This is a genomic window from Barnesiella viscericola DSM 18177 (genome assembly GCF_000512915.1).
GTDB classification, from domain to species: Bacteria; Bacteroidota; Bacteroidia; order Bacteroidales; family Barnesiellaceae; genus Barnesiella; species Barnesiella viscericola.
This window is the reverse complement of the sequence record NZ_CP007034.1, coordinates 2806545-2823409: the sequence shown is the minus strand read 5'-3', so window position 1 is coordinate 2823409 and position 16865 is coordinate 2806545. Positions and strand designations below refer to the sequence as shown.

13 protein-coding genes are annotated in these 16865 nt (G+C 42.3%); 3 read left to right on the top strand and 10 right to left on the bottom strand.

The annotated features are described in order from the left end of the window. The first annotated feature begins 293 nt into the window (after window positions 1-293). Window positions 294-2327 carry an ATP-dependent DNA helicase gene (locus BARVI_RS11720; RefSeq protein WP_025279420.1) on the top strand — a complete coding sequence of 678 codons (2034 nt, stop codon included), beginning with the start codon at window positions 294-296 and terminating at the stop codon, window positions 2325-2327. 2 nt (window positions 2328-2329) lie between these two features. Further along, on the top strand, window positions 2330-3826 hold the full coding sequence (locus tag BARVI_RS11715) for a tetratricopeptide repeat protein (RefSeq protein ID WP_025279419.1): 1497 nt from the start codon (window positions 2330-2332) through the stop codon (window positions 3824-3826). A 1064-nt stretch (window positions 3827-4890) separates the two neighbouring features. Here the strand turns inward: BARVI_RS11715 and cas6 are convergent. The 10 genes from cas6 to BARVI_RS11665 all read right to left on the bottom strand — a co-directional run bounded on the left by cas6 (window position 4891) and on the right by BARVI_RS11665 (window position 14675). Next, complete coding sequence (gene cas6, locus BARVI_RS11710) at window positions 4891-5781, bottom strand: CRISPR system precrRNA processing endoribonuclease RAMP protein Cas6 (protein ID WP_025279418.1); 891 nt, start codon at window positions 5779-5781, stop codon at window positions 4891-4893. A gap of 89 nt (window positions 5782-5870) precedes the next feature. Beyond that, window positions 5871-6695 (bottom strand): type III-B CRISPR module RAMP protein Cmr6, encoded by an 825-nt coding sequence (gene cmr6, locus BARVI_RS11705; RefSeq protein WP_025279417.1) that lies wholly within the window; start codon window positions 6693-6695, stop codon window positions 5871-5873. 2 nt (window positions 6696-6697) lie between these two features. Beyond that, on the bottom strand, window positions 6698-7138 hold the full coding sequence (locus BARVI_RS11700) for a type III-B CRISPR module-associated protein Cmr5 (RefSeq protein WP_038534384.1): 441 nt from the start codon (window positions 7136-7138) through the stop codon (window positions 6698-6700). 2 nt (window positions 7139-7140) lie between these two features. Further along, window positions 7141-7953, bottom strand: coding sequence for an RAMP superfamily CRISPR-associated protein (locus BARVI_RS11695; protein ID WP_025279415.1), 813 nt, complete (start codon window positions 7951-7953; stop codon window positions 7141-7143). Between the two features lie 21 nt (window positions 7954-7974). Then, window positions 7975-9072, bottom strand: coding sequence for a type III-B CRISPR module-associated Cmr3 family protein (locus BARVI_RS11690; protein ID WP_025279414.1), 1098 nt, complete (start codon window positions 9070-9072; stop codon window positions 7975-7977). Further along, the gene (locus BARVI_RS11685) at window positions 9065-10600 is read right to left on the bottom strand and encodes a Cas10/Cmr2 second palm domain-containing protein (RefSeq protein WP_025279413.1); all 1536 of its coding nucleotides are present in this window, start codon (window positions 10598-10600) and stop codon (window positions 9065-9067) included. The genes BARVI_RS11690 and BARVI_RS11685 overlap by 8 nt, the downstream gene beginning before the upstream one ends. A gap of 14 nt (window positions 10601-10614) precedes the next feature. Beyond that, window positions 10615-12012, bottom strand: a complete 1398-nt coding sequence (locus BARVI_RS11680; RefSeq protein WP_025279412.1) for a hypothetical protein — start codon at window positions 12010-12012, stop codon at window positions 10615-10617. 24 nt (window positions 12013-12036) lie between these two features. Further along, entirely contained in the window at window positions 12037-12297 is a 261-nt protein-coding gene (locus BARVI_RS11675; RefSeq protein ID WP_157232593.1) for a hypothetical protein, read from the bottom strand. A gap of 65 nt (window positions 12298-12362) precedes the next feature. Further along, window positions 12363-13688: a magnesium transporter CorA family protein gene (locus BARVI_RS11670; protein ID WP_198015972.1), complete on the bottom strand. Its 1326-nt coding sequence runs from the start codon at window positions 13686-13688 to the stop codon at window positions 12363-12365. Between the two features lie 42 nt (window positions 13689-13730). Then, window positions 13731-14675: a hypothetical protein gene (locus tag BARVI_RS11665; RefSeq protein ID WP_051401129.1), complete on the bottom strand. Its 945-nt coding sequence runs from the start codon at window positions 14673-14675 to the stop codon at window positions 13731-13733. A 1207-nt stretch (window positions 14676-15882) separates the two neighbouring features. Here BARVI_RS11665 and BARVI_RS11660 point away from each other — a divergent pair. Next, window positions 15883-16596, top strand: coding sequence for a CRISPR-associated endonuclease Cas6 (locus tag BARVI_RS11660; RefSeq protein ID WP_025279410.1), 714 nt, complete (start codon window positions 15883-15885; stop codon window positions 16594-16596). The last annotated feature ends 269 nt before the right edge of the window (window positions 16597-16865 follow it).

The window sequence follows — 16865 nt, the reverse complement described above, 5'->3', positions numbered from 1 at the left end:
CAGAGCTATTTGGAGACTTTTTCTCACCCCAAGCAGCATTTCCTACAAGTTTTTGCACTGCACATTTTGATATTCAAGAAATTACGCTTATTTTTACTATCCTAAAAAGAGGTACAAAACAAGAGGAATACAAAAGCTACTGACTTACAAATTATCCAGCTCATGGCTGCTTGCCAATGGCAGTATTCAAACCGATATACCATTGTTAATCAACACATAAAAGGCCGACAATTTATGGCTGGTTGTAATTGTCTCGAAAATCTCTACTATCCAAGAACAAACGGTAGAATTATATGGAATTGACACAACAACAAAAGCACGTATTAGATGCGATAAAAAAGTTTATGGAGAGTGATGCCGCCGTTTTCATTCTTTGCGGATATGCTGGTACGGGTAAAACGACCATGATTAAACAGATGGCGGACTATATATCTACGATTCGGCCGATAACCTTAATGGCTCCTACCGGTCGGGCCGCCCGAGTTCTACACCTCAAAACGGGATATGAAGCCTATACCATTCACCGGGTCATATACGATAAGGCATCGCTGGCCGTAAAACCGGTAACCGATATTGCCGATTCGGAATTTAAGCTACACTTTCCCATATCTTTCAATATCCGTAATTTGGTAGCTATTGTCGACGAGGCCTCCATGGTCTGTGCCCGTCAAGTCAAACAAGAGCTATTCGAATTTGGCACCGACAATTTAATGGACGATTTGTTGACCTATGCACGTCCTTCGTCTGGTGGAAAAATTATTTTTGTAGGAGATCCGGCTCAGTTACCCCCGGTTGGTGACCCTGTTTCCCAAGCATTGAACGAATCCTATTTTGAAGCCAAGGGATTAAAGGTAATGACTGCAGAGTTGACCGAGATTCTCAGACAAAAGGGGGACAGCATGATTTTGAAAAATGCCCTGCAAATAAGGAATCTTTTGGAGAAAGACAAACGCAACCGATTGGTATTTGCCGAGAAAACGGGCGAGGTTGAATGCCTATCCTCGGGCGAACTGCTCGACAAATATCTGGAAACGAGGAAACAAAACGGAGCCAACAACACCGTAGTCATCTGCTATTCCAATAGTGATGCCGCACAATATAATCAGGCTATCCGACAAAGGATATATGAAGAAGCGAATCCTCCCTTAAAAGAGGGAGAGGTACTTATGGTTGTGCAGAATAATTTTTACTTGGACCGAATGAATGGTGAGTTCATTCCCGTATTGCACACAGGAGAAAAAGTGCAGCAGTCGGCTCCGGTATATGTACAAGAGGGCGGGAATAAGGTTCGAAAAATTATCACGTTGGAATTCATGCGCATTCAAATACCCGATTCGTCGGGCCATCCCGTGAGTTGCTTCTTATTGTTAAATCTGTTGAATAATCGAATGTCGAACTTGAGCATAGATGAGTGTAGAGCCTTGTATATCAATTTTTGCATGCGTCATCCTCATCTGAAACAAGGTACGAAGGAATTTGCCGATGCCCTGGAAGCCGACGCGTATTACAACTGCTTGAAAGCGAAATATGGTTACGCGGTAACCGGTCATAAATGTCAAGGCGGAGAGTGGGACTGCGTATTTGTCGACTATACCGGACGAACTGGATTGAGTAACGATTGCTTGCGTTGGGCATATACCGCAACAACCAGGGCAAGACGCACCTTGTATATAGCCAATTTACCTCACATAACTCCTTTTTCCAAATTTCGCATCGAGCCCCTGCAAGCCTGTTCAAAAATCAATGAAGAGTGCAGAATTATCGGCAAAATCACCCCCTCGCCCTTTCACGAAGCTTCTGCGCCCGATTATTTGCAGGCCAAGTGGATGTGCATTCAGCACAATATGGAATGGTCGCCCTATAAAATAGCGCAGATCATCAGCAAACCCTATCAGGAAATCTACTATATACAAACACCTCAAGGCCTGGAGCGTTATGATATCCGATATAAAAAGGGCGGTATTTTTCTACCGGCCGTACCTCAAACACCATCGGAACATAGTGTAATGGTCTGCACGATGCTGAACGATGAGCACTCCATGCCTTTGGTCTTCGACTATGTGCCCTCCAATCAGATTCATGAGGAGCTGTATCGACTGATACGCTCGGCATGCGACAGCCTGGACATTCAGATTACCAATGTAGTAGAGCACCCCGAAGATTACAGTGTAATCTTCTACTTCCGCACATCTGGCACACTGTCGTATCTGAAAATATATATCAACGAACAAGGCTTCGTCACTTATGCCAAGCCGATGTCATTAGCCGGGAAAGATGATGGTGAACTGAAAATGCTGATAGAGGAAATACAAAATTATTTCATATAGACATGGCTACCCTGAAAGAGATAACGGCCTTGTGCAAAGCGGGCCAGCCCGAGTCGGCTTATGCAATAGCCAAAGCCGATTGGAGCGTTTCGCCTCAAAATATATGGTCCCAACGTGGCATGGGCTGGGCACTGTATTATTTAATCAAGTTGGATGTCGAAGAGAAGAGACAATCCGATTTTTGGGCACATCTGGAAGAATTGGTGAACCTCGATCTGCTTACACCAGAAAACGATCCGCTCATTTTCGACACGACCCTGTGGTGTATCACCGAGTTCATAAAAGGGCTGTCTCCCGAAAAGCCCGACGACCTGGACCACCTATTCTCCCTCATACGGAAATACTCGTTCAACCCGTCCAAAGGATACTCCTTCCTGCTAAAGGTCTGTTTGAATTTCGAAACTTGGGAGAAGTGGGCCGAATTTCTTGAATGGTGGAACATGGACAAACTGCTGCCCGAAGATTATCAACCGGTTAAACTGAAGAACGGACGGAGCATAATCTCTTTGTCCGAACGAACCTATATCGCTTATGCCAAAGTCTTGCTGAAGTTAAACGACCGGGAGCGAATCGGAGTTTTCCTACCTAAAATAGAAAAACTAATGGACGACTATCCGTCGATGCTTTATCCCGGATACTTCTGCGGAAAACTGATGCTGGCCATGGGTGCCGAGAAAGATGAGGCTCTGGAGAGTGTATTACCATTTGTCCGGAAAAAGAAATCGGAATTCTGGGTATGGCAACTACTCAGTGAAATCTATCAAAACGAGAGCGAGATACACCTGGCCTGCCTGTTGAGGGCCATACATTGCAAAACCCAGGAAACATTCTTAGGGAAAGTCCGCATGAAACTCGCCGCAGCCTATTTACAGAAAAAAGACTATCCGCGTGCCAAATTTCAGATAGAGCAAATTGTACAATGCTATACCAGTCAGAAATGGCGTTTACCACACGAAGTTCAAAACTGGCTAAAAGAACCGTGGGCACAACAGGGCACTAGCGATGGCAGCGACGGTATGGACTACAAGCAACCGACCGACGCCATCTTGCTGCATGGAACCAACGAAGATATCGCCATCGTCACTTATATAGACCCGAACAAAAAACTGGCAGCAATCGTATATGGCTACAAACAACGAAGAATGGTGAAACTCTCCAACCTACCCCAGAAGGTAAGGGTTGGATCAATCATCAAGCTATACTGGCTGCCCGTGAATGAAAAGGATATGAATATTGTGAAAACCCGTTTTATCGAATCATCGGCCTTGAAAGATACTTCGTATATCCAATCACTGACGGGACTTGTCGAAAGAATCCCCGACCGATTGTTCGCTTTTGTCAAGGGGAACGGAATAGAATGTTTCATTCCTCCGCACATGGTCCACACATATCGCCTGGAGAACAGCGATTGCATCACCGCATTAGCCGTATATAACTACAACAAGAAAAAACAGGAGTGGAGTTGGAGTTGTGTCTCTCTAACCCCCAAAAAGAAATAGATTAACATACAACCAATTACAAACCATAGTATATAAAAACGGGGCTGCATCGGTTACGATACAGCCCCGTTCTTTTTTAACATTTCATACTCTGCCCTTGTCTTCAAAAGTAACAAATCGCACTGTCACCCCGTGTCGAAGCAGTAGACTGCCCCGTCATTCCGCGCTACGACGCGGAATCCAGGAAATACCCGAAAAAGTGCCGGGACTGGACCCCGCATCAAGTGCGGGGTGACACCCCGTGCCGAAGCAGTAGACATAGGTACCTTAAAAGGAGTGTTATTATATATAACATTCTTTGTCTCAATACCGCCGAAGCAGTAGACATAGGTACCATTCACTAAAAAAATAAAAATTATGGATATTTTGTCTCAATACCGCCGAAGCAGTAGACATAGGTACCAATCTGATTTTCAGCTTCCTTTCTAAATTCGGAGAAACAGCGTCTAATACAAACGACTCATTCCCAATGGTTAACATTGATGATTCTCCGTTTTCGCAAATGTAGGTATAAAAATTTGAATAAACAAGCCTTTTTGCGATCTAAAAATCGGCAAGCAACTGTTTATCAAAGATTTGATTGTCCAAAAATTTTCGCAAATCTCCTGCGGTTTTTCCGATAAAAGTAGGCTTGCGAAAAAATGGGTAAAACAAGATCCAATTTCGCACTGATAATCAGACATCTAAAAAACCGAAAAAAGCTGATTTTCGCAAATCCCGGTGTCTAAAACAGGAGAATCATTTTTTGCGACCCTTTCTTGGACCCCGCATCGAGTGCGGGGTGACCTCCCTCCACCGAAGCAGTAGACATAGGTACCATATACGTACTTCCTTAATTGTCTCCCGGAAGAGTCTCAATACCGCCGAAGCAGTAGACTACTCTGTCATTCCGCGCTACGACGCGGAATCCAGAAATGCCCGAAAGAGTGCCGTAACTGGACCCCGCATCATGTGCGGGGTGACATGCCGTGCCGAAGCAGTAGGACAGGAAATAAAAAATGTCAAAGAACGCATCGCCCCAAGCGATAATCAATTGCAATTCAAAAAGTCAGACATCAGCCCTATCAACTCGACCGGTCAGGCCTGTTTCTCCTCCTCTCAATCTTCCGTATCAGGAAACTGCCTAACCCGTAACTGATGTCGGCTCCTACACCCAAGGCTTCGGCGAATGCGAGCAAGGGCAGATAGTGTGTGGGTACTTGACCGAAGACGAGACACCCCGTATATCCACCCATGGTATAAACGGCGTTTGCCCCCTTCTTGGGTGTATTGCGCCGTTTCTCCCAACGCAAGTCGGCCCGCAGCAAGAGGGTCTGTTCAGACGGTTGCAGATATTGGTCGATTTGCCTGTCCATCTGCGCCTTATCGAGAGGGGACGGATTGTCGGTGTAGAGTATACTTAGCGTTACCAAACGGTATGCCAAAGAGCGCATGAATTGACAGAACGATGGGATACCGTTCATCTTGCTTTGGAATCCGTTCCCCTCTTTCTTCGAAACAGGAAACAGGCATACGGGTGTTTTCAACAACAGCTCCAGAGTGGTCACCGCATCGGAGGATTCGCAGAGCCCTATCGGACAGCTTTGCGGTGGAGTCTCGACAATATCTACCAGGGTCAACGGGACTATCGGGTGGCCAAACCCTGCTTGCAGCATAACCCGCAAAGCCTCTATGAACAGTTGCTTATGGACAACCATATTCCCTATTAAAACGAGGGAGAAGGTGTAAATCCAGTTCTCCTCCAAGGTAAATCCAGGAGCCTCGTAAGGCAGAGTGCTGCAATCGAAGAGGAAGCCTTTGGGAAATCCGCCTTGCAGTTGCTTGTACAAGAAATGATCTTGGGGCAGAGGCAGGGTATCGATATGCCGGCGCAGGGACAGGCCCTGTTCATCGAGAACCTGGTCGGCGGCATACAGGAAACGGTTTCGCAATACCGCGCCTATCCAGAATTTCATAGACACGCGCTCTTGTGCAAAAAAACGTACCGTCAGACGGGAAACCGAAAGATTTTGCAATAGATTTTCCATAATTATCAGAGGGGCTATCAGTCTTTATATTCCAATCGGCCATAACCGACATTTGTCTTGGCTCCGATGCCAAAGGCTATCAGAATAGCTTTGAATAGCGTCTCCTTCTCGTTGGCGGTCAACGAATCGGAGTCTGTTAATCTGAATCTAAATTCTATCTTACACCCCGACGCAATCCTCACGAATGTCAAAGGAACTGGATTTTTGAGCGGATCGCTCCCATGAGGCGTAATAGAATCGGCTGCCAAAAAACGGTTGCGACTGTTTGTATTAACGACAATGGCATCGAAAAAGATATCGCGCTCGTATGGCGAACGAGAATCCCGGTCGTCATCGTCACCAAAGATAGCATCTGCCCACGCTTTAAGAGGCTTTGACTGCATCTTGCGTTGAATGGGTTCAAGCTCGTTTTTAAGATTCGGAACCAAAATCGGCAGTATGTCCAGCAAGTTCTCTTCTTGAAAAGCGCTGCGCAACACGCCTTTTACAGATGATCCGTAAATCACGGGCAATCCCGTCGTATAGTCCAAATGGAGTCCCAGTTTGAATTCGCCTTCGACCTTGGCTTCGTGATTGATGCCCACACCGGTCACCAGACCCGGATAGCGAACATCCAATGTAAAACCATGTTTAACGAACGTGTTTATCGAGCCAAGCGCCTTTTTTGCCTCGTCCAAATAGGATTGATTACTCGATTCAAGAAGCTGGTTGTTGCGGCTTTCAATTTCTACTGTACCTTCATTATTGGTACTCACTTCGTTCTTGTCGGAGTTCTTCTTTATACAAAAGTATATGCCGGCAAAATAATCTTTGTAATAGAATTTATGTAAGTTCTTCGGCATGATTATTTCTTTAGTTTATAGGTTCGAATTACCTGCTTTAGAGCTGTTGCACATTCGAGAACTTCAGTCGAAAGTTGCTTCAGTATCTTCTTATCGTTTGCACATGTGAAGGCCGTCCTCAATAATGTATCGGCACCCTTAACCTTTTGATTCAAAGGCTGGTCCTTGATTTGTATAGATACCTCTTTATCATTCTCTATCATTTTCCCTATCGCTTCCAAAATGTTACGGCGATTGATTTTTCGGGTATCGCTTGCCTCCTGATAATAAATTGCCAATGCCGGTATCAAGCCACTCATAAGCACCGTAATGCCGAAAGCCGATGTCTGACCATTGTACGAATCTTCAATAAAAGGACCGTCTTTATCCTGCTGCAATATACCACTGTCGTTCAGAGCCTGATTGGCCAGCTGCATCATCTTGGCCATTCGTTTCTTGTTCATAGTCATGCCTCCTTGATTTTAATAAATTGACAATATCCATATCCGATGGTGGCGTTTGCTCCAATTTGCACTATCCGCTTATCGAATGTTTTTGTAATGATCTTATCCATGTTCTGTACCGATACGGATACGGTTTTATATTTTGCCTTTTCCGGATCCTGTGCTTCACCATCTTTTTCTTTTCTGGAGACTTCGACCGAAGAGGGTGCTATAAGGATTGTGCCGAATATACTTTTCTGAGGCAAAACTTGCTCATACCACAGATTGCCATTCCCAATCAAAGTGTTTCGGGCCACGATGGGAAGTTCTTCATTCGAGCAAAGCTCCGTGAAGTCTTTATGCTCTATAATGCTCTTCCCGGCCCCTTCTTCTCCATCGAAATGAGAGTCACGCGTTTTGAGTTCCTCTACCAAACCGGAGTAAGATAAATCTATCCCCATCAATTTCAACAGCTCTACATATTGCTCGAGCGTTTCCTTACTGGTGACTAACTTATACAGATTATTGTCATCTTGTACCGGCAACAAAAGTAAATAGGCATCGAAAAACAGACAGCCTCCTTTTTGGGTCTCGACAATCTCGTCTTTCTTATCCTTTTTGTCGACACCGAAAATTGCCACCCGCTCTGCCGGGGACAACTTGACCTCTGACGTGGCATATTCGTTCATCGCACCCTTCAATGAACTGGCATTTATACAGGGAATCGTAGTGAGTACATTACGCTGAATCTCCTTATCGATAAGCCCTACACTGGAAGTATTTTCGTTTCCTACATGGATATTTGTCTCGGCTTGTATAATCCAAACACTTTTCATATTTTTATCTTGTTTAGTTGGTTATTGTATTATGTAATTGTTATATCCTATCTGGCGAAATTCTTTCTTATCATTCACCAATGTTCCAAATGCGGCAGCGGCTGTTTCATCGGCAAAATAGAATACCGAACCTCTCTCATACAGATAGTATCTCTCTTGGACTCGTTTGACGTCACCCAATATGTTATAATTTCTGGTTTCAACATTTGTACAGAGGAATCGGAACGGAATCGTCTCGGTAATACTGAATCGTACACTCGCCAAATCCGCAACATCCAACAACGTGTCGGACAATAGGATAACCCGGCTGCCACCTGTCACCTTTTTCAACGAATCTTTCGGATAGGCTAACTCGATTCCGCTTTCACCCAACAAGGTTGCCGAAAGCGAAAACCGGCTGCCATCGGCTCCTAAAGAGACAATTTCGTTTTGACAGGCTTCCAAATCGAAATCACACTCTACCACAAAGGCAAAATAAAAGTTGTCCTTCAGACGATAGAATATCTGTTTATAGAATCCCTTGGTATCGCTCCGCCCTTTGTAGTTTTTATTGATACCAATACGGCTATCCTTCTGGAAAATTTCTTCTTCTTTATAAACAGTCCCGCTATTGAGACCAATATACAAAACATCGTAATTCTCTTTCGCACTATAACCCTCTATGGTCGGCAGACTCAATGCCCGTGCATTGTAGTATACGGAACTCGATTCGTTTTTACCGAACGATATACCGAAGCGATAGTCCTTGGGAACAGGCAAGACGGCTTCTTCACCCTTTCTCAGGAAACAGGGGCCCAATGCTTTGATTTTTCCGAAATCATTAGGTTTGTTATGCTCAATCGAGACCTTGAAACTTTCCCTACCAATCAAGTCTATTGCTTTGGATTGATCGATTATCCTATTGCGCTCTTGTGAAAATACCTCCGGGCTTTGGGTCAGCAACAGATAGCGCATCATTCCCAGCAAAGAGGTCTGCTGCGGGAACTTGTTAGAGGCAATGATATAACTCGAAAATGCTTCATTGAATTTGCTTTTCTCGTCAGCCCCCACTTGGAAAGTCATGTCACCTCCAAAAAAATATTTGCCAAGCGGTTTTAATGTTATCAGATATTTACTCATCTTTCACCTCCTCACCCTTAATGAATTTTGCAATACGAAGTACACTAAAGAAAGTCGATATGATGCTCTTCATATCTTCCTCTATTGTAGCCTCCCGATATTCTTTTTTATTTTCTTTTGCCTCTTCGGCTTTCCTTTTTTTCTCTATAAAGTAATCTTTATAGATGAATTCGAACGTATCTTTTGTTTTCAATAGATAGGTCGTTTCATCTTCCGATTTAGCCGCTACATCTACAATCTTCTCATAAAAGGCATTGAGGCGTTTGTCGAGATTCTCAAAAGGTTCTTCTTTAGGCAATACACCAAGCAGCTGTTCATTGGCACGTATTTTATGGGCAACGGCCGATACAAAAGACTCTTTAGGCGTAAATCTAATTAAATCGTCCAAATTGTAATGAATCTGTAACGATTTGCTCATTACCACTTCAAAGTCGGACCCGCTGTTCTTTCGCAAATTGATGGCTATTGCATTCTTTTCAGGCACCTGCTTGGCATTCGAAAGCAACATGTTTCGAGCTATCTCCCAAGCTTCATACAAGGGATACTTGCAATAGATAATAGAGATGCCATACGACATGGAGGTATGTACGGGGACTGTCTTGGTTTTACCTCCTTCATCGATTTTAGCCTCTACTTTGAGTTGATCCACATAGCGTTGAATGTCTTTTTGATATTTCCCATCAATCTCTCCAATCAGCTCCAGAATGTTTTTGTCATCAGTTCCACATACCGGAGCGATAAAAAGCAAATCATCGCCTCCGGCATAGATGGGAAGTCCGCCAAAGGCTTTGATTCTTTGACAAGCATCATTGCCAAAAGCAATCAACCGAGATGAAAAGTCATTCAGTTTTCCATCCATTTGTTTAGAAGAAACGATTTTGCCCATACAATCGCCATCGGCCTGCACAATACATACATATCGTTGATAAGAATAATCTATTTGTTTGGCATTAGCCCGGGCAATTTCTTCGAGCGTCCCGATTGAGTAATAGTCCTTATTGAAAGCTATCTTATATAGAGGTAAATTCGTATTCGCCTTCCTCAAGTATTTCAGTATTGCATCAAATGTATCCGAGTCCCATGCCACCTGATTTAATTCCAAGATATCTAATGCCTTATTCAATCCGGCCATGGCTTCTGACGAAGATGGATATTCTTGACATACAGTCATGATACGGAAGAAATTCCTTGCCACATCTACGTCCAAGACTATATCTTCGGCAAAAGACTTAAGAGCATCTTCTAACAGACTATTTATGTCTATTTCCTGTTTTACCACATAAAAGGCTCTATCGGGATACAACCCTACTCCAACAAGCGGGTTCTCTTCATTCCCTTTTTTCTCTTTATTCTCTTTCTCATATGCTGGTGAAATAAGCTCCAGAGAGTTTTTTTCTTTCTGTAAATGTGCCAAAATGCACTCCATCAAATAGGAGAACATATAACTTGCGGCCCAAAATTCCTTGGGCTTTCTGGCCATCGAAAATGTCTTGATAATGGGACCTAAATTTATAGCTAAATATTTCATATTATGTCTTATAATCAGGAGAGTTCTACAGAAATCTTATTTTTTTGAGCATTCATTACAACAAAGCTCTTTTTTTCGAAACTTTCATGGAATGATTTTATGAGATCGGCATAGTCTATAATGTATTTTTCATCACCCCTTTTAACAAACATTGGTACAGAGACTTTCAATTCTTCTTGTTCTTCTTTTCTCGTAAAGGTAAACATCAGATCCTCGGGAATTGTATTCTTAATACTTTCTATAATCTTTTGGTCAAAAAGAATATATATAATTACCTTCGCTCCATCAAATATCGGTTTAAAAATAATGGGTGATGGTATACGTTGAACCGATTGTTTATTACTTGAAATATCAACATCTATTTGTTCAAATGACTCATATACTTCCTCTTTCCCATCCTTTCTATTATATCTCTTTAGAATCTTTCCAGTCATTTTTTTGTAAGTAATCTTATCGATTGGGTACCCCAGGTGGGCTCTGGCAAAGAAAGAAGAATTATTATTCGGCTGTTCTTGCGGATCACCCTCCAATTTGACACTCTCCAATCGTAATTGCTGCTTGACTACCCGTTTTTCCAATGTTAACTTTATTTTTGGTTTATTTAGATATTGATACAAATACGACTTATGATATAACTTCCGACAATCTCTGAATATAGTTCCATCGAATTGGTTTACTTTCCTTTTGGTATAATTGATTCCCGACTTCAACGACTTCCAATAGTAATCGATAACTGTAAACAAAGTTATAAATCTATTATTCTTATTATCATTATTATAACTAATATAAAAATTAAAAGGCATATGCAAAGGAACCGATTGATCATTTATTTTTGAAACGGTAAAACTTCCAAAGCCTTTATTACTACGCTGACCAAAATTATTTTTAGCAAAGAATAATACAATATATTTCTTTATAATGTCATATAAGTTGAAGCCAGGCCCATTTACAGTCTCTTTTCCCTTGTTTTTAATAATAAAAATCAACTCAATTGGGTACTGTGTATAAGAGAGATTCGCCAATTTATCTCTATCCGTTTTTCCTCCCAGATTAGATAAAATCAACGGGAAATTTTTCAATAAATAATAAGTTTCTTTCTTATGTGTTTTCTTATCTTCCTTAATTTTAGGCTTATCGGTTTCTAAAATTTTAGTTCTTAAATCTATATCTTTTACATCGATCCTCAAACTATAATCCAAGGCATAAATGTTATCTTTGTTTATAAACAAGTCGTTATAATCTTTCTTGACTTCCCCTTTCACTTCTTCATAAGAACCACCCCCTATTTGCTCAATAATATATTTATCCAACTTGGGCTTTACCTCCGAGGTCCGTAGAGTCGCATTCGGTTCATTCGGCTGAAAATGCAATAATGGCGTATGCTGCTTTAATGTCACTTTTAATATTTGCATAATACAAAAAAAATTACACGATTTTTACTTTGCTTTTGTCTCTATCACTTCCCGAGGGTTCTTTTCGGCACAAACCTTGTTGCTCTCCGGCTTGTTAACCACACCGTTATTCACGTCCCCTCTCAACAATTTTTCCCAGTCTGTTTTATGTTCCCACTCAAGTTCCTTCATCTCCTTTTCATGTAAGTGGAGATTGGCCTGACGTGTAGTCTTGTCATTTTGTACAGCTTTGACCAACTTCAACAGATAATGGCTCAACAGCCAGATTGCGCCTACTATTGCCACACAAACTATCAATGTACACAGAACTCGTTGAGTGCCATATTCGGTCAACTGAATACACATAAAATTCATTGGTTACGTCCTCCTATATTTTTTATGAATTTATACCCCAATAACGACAGCCCCACAATCAAAGCCGTATGTACCCAGAAGCCCCAATCGCCTTCCAGGTCTTTCACGGGATTCATGCCGAAGATCCCGGCCAATACCGTTGCAGGCAAGAATATGGCTGCCAGTTTATTCAAATACTCGCCATTCTCACTTCTATTCTGGTCTACCAGCAGCGTAACATACTGATACAGTTCGCCTATCTCCTGATCCAAATCTTTTATCTGTTCATCAGAGTCGAATTGGCCGAGCAACATATTGTACATTTCAATACCCTGGTCTTGGGCGGTCACACTTCTGAAATAGATTTGATTGACAAACCGGATATACTCCTTGTACAACGACCCTATTCTCTGTGCGATCACCTTGTTTGTCGCGTTCAACCCAGGCGCAAGTTTCAAGCAACTCACCTCGGTGACCTCACCCGAAAATCGAAGCATCGATGCCCGCTGTGCAATAACCAGCTCAAACATGCGGGAATAGATGGTGCGCATGTGCATCGACAGGACGTCCCGGGCAAAACTGTCTTCATTGGTCAATAAGACCATCGAATAGCGCGAAATTCCATACAAGCTTCCATAGTTCTGCCACCGGCAATAGGTTGCCGCATCGAGCAATTTCTTTTTCATACCGGTATTCTGGCAAGTTACCTCGGTAGATTTGTCGACAAAGACATACTGATACCAAAAATCGCCATACTCGAATTTATCATCCGTCCTCTCGCTGTCGCCTTTCACTTTATTGGCCAGCTTGGTGTTCCCATACCAGCAATTCACCAGCATGCGGTCGTCAATAACCGGAACCACCTTCAAGGCCGGCGACAAATCGATAATGAGATTCTCGATAAAAGTGGCCGGGCTCCATACCGAGTGCAACCCTCGCTGATTGCCTTGAGCATTCACCCCATAATCGAAAGTATCCCTATACCTCTGCTCGTCACCGGAGAGCCCGGTGATAGAGATAGTGCGCGCTATCATTCCCCGGCTCTCCTGCGAAAACTCGTTGCTATGAGGCGGCATGACTCTACGTCCGAACTGATTGATGTCCAGGATAGCATTGGGGTCCCACTGGTCCGGGCGGTCGTTCTTCAAGAAAAACGACAAGATACCTACACCCGTGGCATAAAGATTGATATTCATCGAGTCTACTTGCAACGTATAGGTTCTATCCTCCAGCTCGATATGATACTCGACACGTTTCACCTGCGGCTCGTTCCGCTCATAATGGAACAAGATAGGATCCTCTTTCCCCTTCACATCATAAAGAACCGGGTGAACAAACTCCAAGAAATATTGTCGCTCGCCAAACAATTCACAAGCCTCTTGCTGCTACTTGGCATCTCTTGGCCTACAGACCTCCGCAGGGTCCAGCTGCACCCTGCGCCACTGCGAGTAATCCGATATAGGGATACGGCTCAAGTCTACCTGCTTCGAAAAGACCCTCTCTTTATCGCCGTTCAGCGACCATCGAAATGGGAAATAGAAGATGTGATAGCTACGAAAAAACACCCGACGGATTCGATTCACCATCGACTGCACCTTTTCTTTCGAAACAGCCCCGTCTTTAAGGCCTACATATTCCTTTCCGCTGTAAAGATATACGCTTTCTTTTTGCGTAAAAAGCTGGCGTACCTGGTCCGTTTTCTTCCCGTAAAAGCACCAACGGTCGTCCATATATATCAACAGGTTGTCGTATGGATACAACCGGTCGCATATCGGCGAGAACTTGGGCGAGAGGGCCTTGACAATCACCAGCTCGCCACAATCTTCCTTATGGTCATAAATGGCCATTTGGGCCAGCCGTTCATCTCTGTCGGTCACGCCCTGCGCCTCGCGATCCCGCCGGCGAATGTCCTTTATCTCGGCATCTGTCACCTGAAGGCCCGCATCTGTCATCGCCTTTATATAACCTTTGTCATTTGCAGCAACCAGCTGCTGGTATCGGTCCAATGGCACCCTCAATATCTCGGCCACCTGTTCCAGTGCCGAAGGCTTATCGCTATTTTCATTGTGGTGATCTATGACCTTGTATTTGCGAGGTTTCGGTACATCGGCCTCCAACTCCACCCCACAGATAGTCCAATCGGGAGAGTTGCCATACTGTTCCAGCACCGGGGCATACGCACTCAACCGGGCATTGTCCCAACGCAAGCCCGCATCGAAATATCGAACGCCTTGTTCACAAAGCAACTCTTTTATGGTACACATTTCAAGATCGTGTCCCCCCAAAAGGAAAATGATTTTCTCCTTGTCAATTTCTGAAGATTTCAACATAAAAGTCTTTAACTGGTTTATTCCGCCACTCCGTCCCCCTATTGCTCTCCCGGTATTTCAATATGCAGTTCCTATCGACCTGCAAACCATTCGTTTATCTGTAAAAGAATGTCCTCCTGCAACAATTACCTTCATAGCATCAGGTGGTGTAGTTTTCATGGTTCTGTTTTTTATAAATCTTTCGCAATTTATAAAATATTTATTACACACCTGCAAAAAAGCACATTTTTTTCTTAAAAGTCCATCGCCTCCATTCCTATGGCACGACCTATCTCCTCCCGAATCGCTATGAAAGCATTTGCTTCATAGCCCCTTATCCTTGTTATAATGGAATAGTAATGTACATGAAAAAGTTTGGTTTTGTTGCCATTATTATGGGTCTTAATCCTTGTTATAATGGAATAGTAATGTACTGAGATATGAAAGCTAAGAAACAATTAATCACTACGTCTTAATCCTTGTTATAATGGAATAGTAATGTACAGTCGATGTTTTTACTAATGGAAAATATTCTGGGTCTTAATCCTTGTTATAATGGAATAGTAATGTACAACACGAAAATCAATAAGTTAAAGAACTATATGATTTACTATGAACGCAAAGATAGTGAAAGGGAGCGAAGAATAAAATATCGAAACTCTGTTTATGATATTTTTTATTCCGAACCGCATCCTATCTTATTCAAAGATAGTAAAAGAAATCAATAAGTTATGCCTTACACTCCAAAATTTTCGCAAAAGTCCCTTTTCGATAATCTCATTTCAAAGGAAACCGACTGTAAATTTTAATTAAATATCTGCATATCAACAAATTAAATACAAACAAATTTTCGCAAATGAAAAGTCATATTTAATAAAATAGGGTATTTGCGAAAAAACGGCTTTTTAACAACACGCAACACGCTGATAATCAATACAGGTTATCTACAGAGGTCCTCTTTTTTTCGCAAGTGATTCTCCATTTTTCTCAAAATCATACATTTGCGAAAATTTACGTCCCAACACTCGACAGGTCTATTTTGCAAATATCTAATAATCAGGCACATCAAGAAAATCAAATTTTCGCAAATGAATTTTATCCCCACACATCAGAAACAGGCCTCAAATCTATATCGATAACTATATCTGATTTTTATAAAAAATTTACTATCGTATACATAATAACCATATCTTTGTGTGATAACAACTAAATAACCCGACAGGTAACGATGGAAAACCAAATAGAAATACTGACCATTCAATTTAAAACTCCCATAAGCGACAAAGAGATAAAATGGTTCAGAGGGGCTATAATACATGCCTTACAAAACGACAATATTCTTTTTCACAACCACACCCCAACGAATTACAGATACTCTTATCCCTTGATTCAATATAAACGAATAGACCAGTGTGCCGCCATAGTCTGCATAAACGAAGGGATAGCTGCCATGGGAGACTTTTTTGCCAACTATACAGGCGAAATGACAATCGGCAACCAACGTAAGCAGATGGAGATAGAGAGCCTGAAACCGGCACTGTTTACAATAAAGCTATGGGAACACATGTCCTGCTATAAAATAAAACGATGGCTCCCACTCAACAGCAGAAACTACGCGATATATAATCAAATCGAAAGTCTGGTTGAACGAATAGAGTTTCTCGAGAAAATACTCATAGGCAATATTCTCGCTTTTACCAAAGGGGTAGGTATTTTTCTGGAAGAAGAGCTGGTCTGCAGAATTACCGAAGTTACCAGATCTTACCCCATCAGGAACAAAGAGGTGAATATGGAAGCCTTCGATATCAAATTTGTCTCAAACATATCACTCCCCGACTACATAGGGCTGGGGAAAAATGTGAGCATAAATTGCGGTATAGTCGTTGCCGAACATGCCTACCTAAAAGCAGACCAAGGATCGCCTTGCTGTGACAAAATTTGAAGCCGGGAATATAATTGATCATAGATGCTTTTACCCCGACATTTTAGTCTCGAATGTAATGACAATATTGTCAATGACTCAAAGGCTGCTCTTATCAAGAATGACATATTGGATAATAAGGCTGGTGAAATCTCATTTCAGAATCCGATTTATGCCTATTGGTTAAAAACAGAATATTTTGCAAAATGAGTTATATTTGGAGGAAACAAATAATTAAATGTTGGAAATATGGTCTTATATGGATACAACCTTTTTGCCACTATTTTTTA

Coding starts and splice junctions, on each gene's coding strand:
- BARVI_RS11720 (WP_025279420.1), top strand. CDS start 294: ATGGAATTGACACAACAACAAAAGCACGTATTAGATGCGATAAAAAAG.
- BARVI_RS11715 (WP_025279419.1), top strand. CDS start 2,330: ATGGCTACCCTGAAAGAGATAACGGCCTTGTGCAAAGCGGGCCAGCCC.
- cas6 (WP_025279418.1), bottom strand. CDS start 5,781: ATGAAATTCTGGATAGGCGCGGTATTGCGAAACCGTTTCCTGTATGCC.
- cmr6 (WP_025279417.1), bottom strand. CDS start 6,695: ATGCCGAAGAACTTACATAAATTCTATTACAAAGATTATTTTGCCGGC.
- BARVI_RS11700 (WP_038534384.1), bottom strand. CDS start 7,138: ATGAACAAGAAACGAATGGCCAAGATGATGCAGCTGGCCAATCAGGCT.
- BARVI_RS11695 (WP_025279415.1), bottom strand. CDS start 7,953: ATGAAAAGTGTTTGGATTATACAAGCCGAGACAAATATCCATGTAGGA.
- BARVI_RS11690 (WP_025279414.1), bottom strand. CDS start 9,072: ATGAGTAAATATCTGATAACATTAAAACCGCTTGGCAAATATTTTTTT.
- BARVI_RS11685 (WP_025279413.1), bottom strand. CDS start 10,600: ATGAAATATTTAGCTATAAATTTAGGTCCCATTATCAAGACATTTTCG.
- BARVI_RS11680 (WP_025279412.1), bottom strand. CDS start 12,012: ATGCAAATATTAAAAGTGACATTAAAGCAGCATACGCCATTATTGCAT.
- BARVI_RS11665 (WP_051401129.1), bottom strand. CDS start 14,675: ATGTTGAAATCTTCAGAAATTGACAAGGAGAAAATCATTTTCCTTTTG.
- BARVI_RS11660 (WP_025279410.1), top strand. CDS start 15,883: ATGGAAAACCAAATAGAAATACTGACCATTCAATTTAAAACTCCCATA.